At 37.9% G+C, this 6,514-nt stretch carries 5 protein-coding genes and 1 pseudogene; 4 read left to right on the top strand and 2 right to left on the bottom strand.

Going from position 1 to position 6,514, the window contains the following annotated elements; all coding sequences use genetic code 11:
- Both BQ7314_RS16155 and BQ7314_RS12795 read left to right on the top strand, forming a co-directional pair.
- A pseudogene (locus BQ7314_RS16155) lies at positions 1–120 on the top strand (IS30 family transposase); the annotation flags it as partial.
- The gene (locus BQ7314_RS12795; RefSeq protein ID WP_174484077.1) at positions 117–581 is read left to right on the top strand and encodes a putative metalloprotease CJM1_0395 family protein; all 465 of its coding nucleotides are present in this window, start codon (positions 117–119) and stop codon (positions 579–581) included. The pseudogene BQ7314_RS16155 and the gene BQ7314_RS12795, both read left to right, overlap by 4 nt.
- 306 nt (positions 582–887) lie before the next feature.
- Here the strand turns inward: BQ7314_RS12795 and BQ7314_RS12790 are convergent, their stop codons facing one another.
- The gene (locus BQ7314_RS12790) at positions 888–2,999 is read right to left on the bottom strand and encodes a TonB-dependent receptor plug domain-containing protein (RefSeq protein WP_174484076.1); all 2,112 of its coding nucleotides are present in this window, start codon (positions 2,997–2,999) and stop codon (positions 888–890) included.
- 217 nt (positions 3,000–3,216) lie between these two features.
- On the opposite strand from BQ7314_RS12790, the gene BQ7314_RS12785 reads away from it, so the two are divergent.
- Positions 3,217–3,897, top strand: coding sequence for a sulfite exporter TauE/SafE family protein (locus BQ7314_RS12785; RefSeq protein ID WP_174484075.1), 681 nt, complete (start codon positions 3,217–3,219; stop codon positions 3,895–3,897).
- On the top strand, positions 3,894–4,856 hold the full coding sequence (locus tag BQ7314_RS12780; protein WP_174484074.1) for a sigma-54 interaction domain-containing protein: 963 nt from the start codon (positions 3,894–3,896) through the stop codon (positions 4,854–4,856). Before BQ7314_RS12785 ends, BQ7314_RS12780 begins: the two co-directional genes overlap by 4 nt.
- Positions 4,857–5,423: 567 nt before the next feature.
- Here the strand turns inward: BQ7314_RS12780 and BQ7314_RS12775 are convergent.
- Entirely contained in the window at positions 5,424–6,440 is a 1,017-nt protein-coding gene (locus tag BQ7314_RS12775; RefSeq protein WP_174484073.1) for an acyltransferase family protein, read from the bottom strand.
- Between the last annotated feature and the right edge of the window lie 74 nt (positions 6,441–6,514).

The following is a 6,514-nucleotide window of genomic DNA, read 5'->3' as shown; positions in this document are numbered from 1 at the left end:
GTTGATAAGCTTAATAATCGACCTAAAAAATGTCTGAACTACAAAACACCTTATGAAGCTTTTGAAGAGCTAACTGGGGTAGATATAAAAAATTTACTGGGTTATGCACTTATGACTTGAATTCAGGAAACATCAAAAAAGAGAATCAAACTGAAAATACTTCCAAGCAAGATTTAAGTGCGGAAGAACTAGCGCAAATTCAAAAGTTAAAGCAACGTGATACAGAAGTGAAAGCACATGAACAAGCGCACCTGAGTGCGGCTGGCGGCATTGCAACAAGTGGCGCAAGCTTTAGCTATCAACAAGGGCCTAACGGCCAACGCTACGCGATTGGTGGCGAAGTCCAGATTGACACCTCTGCTGTTTCTGGTGATCCTGCCGCGACTTTACGTAAAGCCGACATGATTAAACGCGCGGCATTAGCCCCAGCCTCCCCTTCCTCACAAGATTTTAAAGTTGCCAGTCAAGCAGCATCTATGGCAACCAAAGCACAAGCCGATTTATTAAAAATGACTCAAGAAAATGCCAACCCTAGCAGTGCAAAAGAAAACCGTGGCTCGCTATTTGACCAAAGCGTTTAATATTCGACTTTTCACCATAGGCTATGCTGAGAAGGCACCAGAGATTAATGTCTTTTTATTATAACGAAAATACTTTACTACAGGTTTTTAATATTTGAAAAGCTCACTATGGCAATATATACGATTGTACGATTATTTTGTTGGAGTTGGTTGGGGCAATGATGAATAAATATCCCCACCTGTCGATCCCCCTTCTAAAGATAGAGAAACTTCAGATGCTTTATTTTAGGCATAAAAAAAGTGCAAGCCAGGCTTGCACTTTTTGCTTCAATTTAAGACTATCTAAACACAGTCCTGTTTAAAGATTTACCACTGATAAGATACTGTCGCATAATAATTACGGCCCTGCATTGGAATACGGTCACCTGTAGTAACACCATTTCCTGCATCAGTAGCAGCATTAGGGCGATAATATCCTCCTAAGTGATTAAGGTTGGTAGAGTCCAGAACATTTTCAATACCGGTGCCAAAAGTAAAACCATCAAATGCCTCATAGCTAGCACGAAGGTTCATAATCTCATAACCTGGCGTTGATTGCTCATTATTATAGCTTGCCACATTTTTTTGTTCAGCATAAAGAATGCCTTCAATTGACGTTGTAAAGCCCGAGTAATTAAAGGTCAACTGCATACGGCCATTAAGTGGTGCAATACGGTATAAATTTCCTTCTGGTCCGTCAAGACGGTTACCCCCCACATAATTTAAGCCTGCATCAAAACGCACCCAATCAGTAAAGATATATCCTAGCTCAAGATCAATACCATAAAGTAGTGCTTCAATATTTTCAAACTGCAATACCGGGCATGGATTTGATGTTGGACAGCTTGTTTGTGTTCTCATAACGCTAGATGGTGTACCTTGAATATAATCATTAACATAATGCACAAATGCTCGTGGTGCCAAATATGCTTCATCTGTGTGCCAATCCATACCAAATTCAAATTGATAGGCATGCTCCATATCTAGCTCCAAATTCCCAAGATAAGAACGCCCATCAGCTAGTCCACTAGTCGCTTCAGCTGGAGACCATAAATATAATTCTTGATAAGACGGAGCACGATTCTTTCTAGCAAAGCCCAGTTCAAAATCTAAGTCATCACGCATGACGTAACGTAAAATAGCCGTTAAATCAACATCAACAAAGTCTTTATTATGTCCTTTAGAATTAAAATCATTAGCGAATGGTTTTAATGGCATCATCGTTGTCGATACGTCACCCGCGTCAGAATTGGTATAGGTTAAACGAGCACCTAATTCAGCATTTAATTTATTGGCCACTTCACCTTTCCACTCACCAAAGAAACTATACCGAGAACGCTCAACATCATTAAAGTTTTGGGTATACATATCCATCGGCATTGCCCCAGGCGCCATTGCCGCATTCATATGGATGTTAGATTTGTGGCGCGATGTATCTCCTGTAAATCCTGTCGTAAAGTCTCCTGACAATAAAGGCATAGATAAAGCAATATCCCAACCTCCCCCTTGAACATTAGTGGTGTTATCCATTAACCTATCAGACCCATTCGGCTTACTAGGCACTCTTAATGTATTGTTATCCATTAAGTGATCTGAATTTTGATAAAAAAACTTAGTTTTCAATTCATAACCTTGCCCTAAATCCCAGTTGTAATCTAAATTATAAATATGGCTTTTTATATAAACAATATCCATAGGTAATGCTGGAGATCCTGTGTTACGAGTATCGTTATCCGTGTAGTTAAAGCTTAGCTCATGACCGTTACGTTGATAACTATAACCGGCGATAAGTCCTCGACGATCATATTCAGTCGGGATAACTTTTTTGCCTTCACGTTCTTTATATCGATAGTCGTTTCCCTCTTCTTTGCTGACACCGACATGAAGTTTATGATTTTCATTTGCTAGTGAAGTAAAACCAGAAACAAAATAGCCTTTATCAATAGAGCTAAAACCCGATGAAACGGCACCTTCAGATACAATGTCATCCTCAGTCTCAGCAAAATGTCCTTTTTTAGTTTTGACTTTCATTGTGCCTCCAATGGTATCAATACCACTACTGACAGGGGCAATCCCACGATAAACGGTTAAAGACTCCGTTAATACTGCTGGAATATGACTTAAAGCAGTATCCATCGAATTTGGGCCGGCTTCTTTGATATTAGCACCATCAATTTCTACATTGACTCTATTACCAAACATGCCACGATACTGAGGAATCCCTGTCAAAGGCCCATTACGGTTAACATTCGCTCCTGGAACACGTTCTAATAAAGCAGCTGTATCTTTAAAACCTGATGAGTCTGGTGCTAAAGCAAAGGTCCCCGGTCTACTGCCACTGCCCTCTACAACAATTGTTGTTAATTGCTCTGTTTCTGCATGTCCAACTAAAGGTAGCGCCAACGCAGCCGCTACTGCCATATTTAACTTCGTCTTCAAAGTGCCTCTCCACAATCAATAAGTATCTATAACTACAGGCAAAAATTGATCCAATTAATTTATTTTTCAATGCTTCAATAACTTGTAGTTCCCTTACACAAGTAAATTTAATTAAACTATGTTATATAACTAAAATAAAACATGTTATATAACACATTAATGTTTCTAAAAAAATAGCCGCTATACTGCGATTAATTCAATATGTTAAAATTTCTAAATGGAAATTACCCAACTTATCATCTCCCCCATTTTAATTGCCTTTGTTATCGGGCTTTTTAGCAGCTTGCACTGCGTTTCTATGTGCGGCTCTATTATTGGCACGTTATCATTCAGCCTAAAACCAGAAATTCGTAGTAACAAAACTAAAATGGCAACCTTTATTTTTAGTTATAATCTAGGCCGTATTTTTAGCTATATGTTAGCAGGCCTGATAATAGGACTAATTGAATCTATTATTACGATGCCACTAGGTGCAGAGCATGGACACCAAATATTAAAAATTATTTCCGCACTTATTATTACGGGTGCTGGTTTTTATATCGCCGGTTGGTTTCCTAGCTTTGCTTATATAGAAAAAACCGGTTCGCGCTTTTGGAAAACAATAGAACCTTATGGCAGAAAGTTGATCCCTGTCGCAACATTAAAGCAAGCCTTTTTATTTGGTATGGTTTGGGGCTGGATTCCCTGTGGTTTAGTCTATACCGCCCTCGCCTTAGCTGCCACTTCAGGCGATATTGTTACTAGCGCACTGTCTATGCTAGCATTTGGCTTAGGTACATTGCCAGCCGTTATGGGAGTGGGGCTAGTTAGCTCATTTATAAGCCGCATATCTAGCTTACGCACCACTAAACAAGTTATTGGCATGCTCTTAGTCTTAGTAGCGATTATCAGCGTATGAGTCAATTTAATTCCATCATCAGCCATACTCCTATCTTCGATAATGTACTGCGCAGCGCACGCATGATTGCTGCTACCGATGTCAGTGTATTAATTAAAGGTGAAACAGGTACGGGCAAAGAAGTTCTAGCTAACGCAATACAAAAAGATAGCCATCGCGCGGATAAACCATTTATTACATTAAATTGCGCTGCACTCCCAGAGTCCCTAATAGAATCGGAGTTATTTGGCCATAGAAAAGGCTCTTTTACAGGGGCAATTGCCAATAAAACAGGACTTTTCCAAGCAGCTGATGGCGGAACTTTATTTCTCGATGAAGTCAATTCCTTACCTCTTTCCATTCAGGCCAAGTTACTACGTTTCTTAGAAAGCGGAGAATGTTTGGCAGTTGGGGATGTAGCCACGTATAAAGTTGATGTACGTATTATTTCAGCAACCAATGCTGATTTACAAAAACAAATTGCTAGAGGGGAATTTAGAGAAGATTTGTATTTTCGACTTAATGTAATTCCATTAGAAATCCCACCTCTTAAAAAAAGAATAGAAGATATAGAGCACCTTATCAAACATTTCCAAGATCACTTTTCTAAAGTACACAATAGAACCGCGCCAAAATTTAGTAAACAAGCCCTCAAAATCTTGCAAAATCATAAATGGCCGGGAAATATTAGAGAGTTACGTAATTTATGTGAGCGCACTTCAATATTGTTATCGGGCCAGACGATTAATGCGGAAAACTTTCCACATGATTTTTTCGCTGTTAAAACTTCGTTAGACCCAAGTAATACTGATTTTTCTTTACCTGAAGCCGGCATCAGCCTAGATAAACTAGAGGCCGACCTTATCCATCAAGCATTAGAAAGAACTAATGGTAATAGAGCTAAATCGGCTAGGTTACTAGGGTTGTCACGCGATACCTTACTGTATCGCATTCAAAAGCATGGTATAGCTAATCATTAAAACAACTTACAAAAAACATTAAAGTGAACGAATTCCTAGATTGAACAACTAAAAAATTAAAAAACTGCTCTGTACACACGTAAGCGTCAATTAAAACATTTAATAGTGTGTGGGACGCGAGCTTTTATCTTCTAAATGATCTCTGTTTTTCCATTTGGAAACAGTCTTCTCATTACAATAAAGCGCTCTGCTAGTTCAGTATTACTCAGACTAGATTGCTGTATAATTTCTCTTGAATGCAGGTTTGTTGTTGCATTCGTGTGATAGCCTTAAGGCATATGTGTCCTTTGTGGTGAAAGTCTTAATATGTTATCAGGGCTGTCTTTTATTTTTTAAAAATCTGGTATAACGTGGTGAAACCATACAGTTAACACCCTCCAAGAATGAAAGATATTACGCGAGAGGTGGTAAGTTAAGTACACTTGACCAGCCGACAATTTTTCTGTTGTTTTTTTATGATTGTTTATATTTCTTTAATAAGTACTAAAAATACAACAAAAAGACAATTAAAGGCAAACAACCCTCTCACTCACAAAGCTAAAACTATTTTATTACTTTTTAAGTCCTTTACTTTCGCACTAATGAATAGGGCTTTTCGATATATATAAATAGTATAGAAGAAGGGATTAACGTAAGGAAAAATATAGGAGGCAGAAGAATCCAAAGCATCATAGTTTCACTCTGCTGAGCCGGATACAAATATCCTAAAACCATAAAAATAAATTTCAGCACTAGACCATGCAGTAAATAATAGGAATAACTCATATTGCCTAGCCATCGAAGCGGTGACACAGAGAACAATCGAGAGGTAAAGCCTGATGATAAAAAGCACTCTAAACAAAACACATAAAATAACATATAAAGTAATACATACCCCCACCAACCATTAGAGTCAAAGGTCTTCAGTAGCACGACAGATAAAATTGCTATTAACAATGCAGGCAACCCTAATGGCGGCATACCTTGGATAAATTTATTCTCAATAGTTTCGTATAGGAGTATGCCTGAAACAAACATTAATAAACGAATGGGGCCGCCATACAAGGAAAAATAAGTAAAGAAAAAAAGTGAAGCGCATAAAAAAAAGACAATACGATATTTTGCTTCCCATGAACGCATTGACAATACTGTAATCAATACCGGCATCAACAAGTAATAAAAGAACTCATAACTCAAAGACCATGCGACGGTAATGATTGCATTCACATCAAATAACCCAGGCATCAATAAATAGTTTTGCAAAACAAAAATGAGCCCACGGTCCCACCCTGATGGAATTTTTGACTCAGATACAAAAAAAAATGAAAGCACAAGATATATAACAAAGACAACAGTGAATGTCGGATAAATTCTCTGAACTCGCCTCAACAAATAATTTTTAAAAGGCCTGTGTTTCTGAATAAGCATTCCATATATCAAATAACCGCTTAAAACAAAAAATAAATCCACCCCAATATTACCAATACTATGTGTATATAATACAACCTGAAATGTCATAGAATTTTCAAGAAGCCACGGCTGAATCAAGGTCATATAATGCACCAAAAATACTAAAAATACAGCAAAACCACGTATTCCCTCCATAGGCCTAATGACTTTATGAGCAGTATGTGATATTTCAAAAGTACGCCTTATCCAATTCATTTATCTTAAGCCCT

Origin of the sequence: methanotrophic endosymbiont of Bathymodiolus puteoserpentis (Logatchev), from assembly GCF_900128525.1 — a bacterium.
Classification (GTDB): domain Bacteria; phylum Pseudomonadota; class Gammaproteobacteria; order Methylococcales; family Methylomonadaceae; genus Methyloprofundus.
This window is presented reverse-complemented; position numbering and strand designations above follow the sequence as displayed.

Bases quoted from the DNA above. Each gene is read 5' to 3' on its own strand.
- BQ7314_RS12785 (WP_174484075.1), top strand. From the start codon at position 3,217: ATGGAAATTACCCAACTTATCATCTCCCCCATTTTAATTGCCTTTGTT.
- BQ7314_RS12780 (WP_174484074.1), top strand. From the start codon at position 3,894: ATGAGTCAATTTAATTCCATCATCAGCCATACTCCTATCTTCGATAAT.
- BQ7314_RS12775 (WP_174484073.1), bottom strand. From the start codon at position 6,440: ATGGAGGGAATACGTGGTTTTGCTGTATTTTTAGTATTTTTGGTGCAT.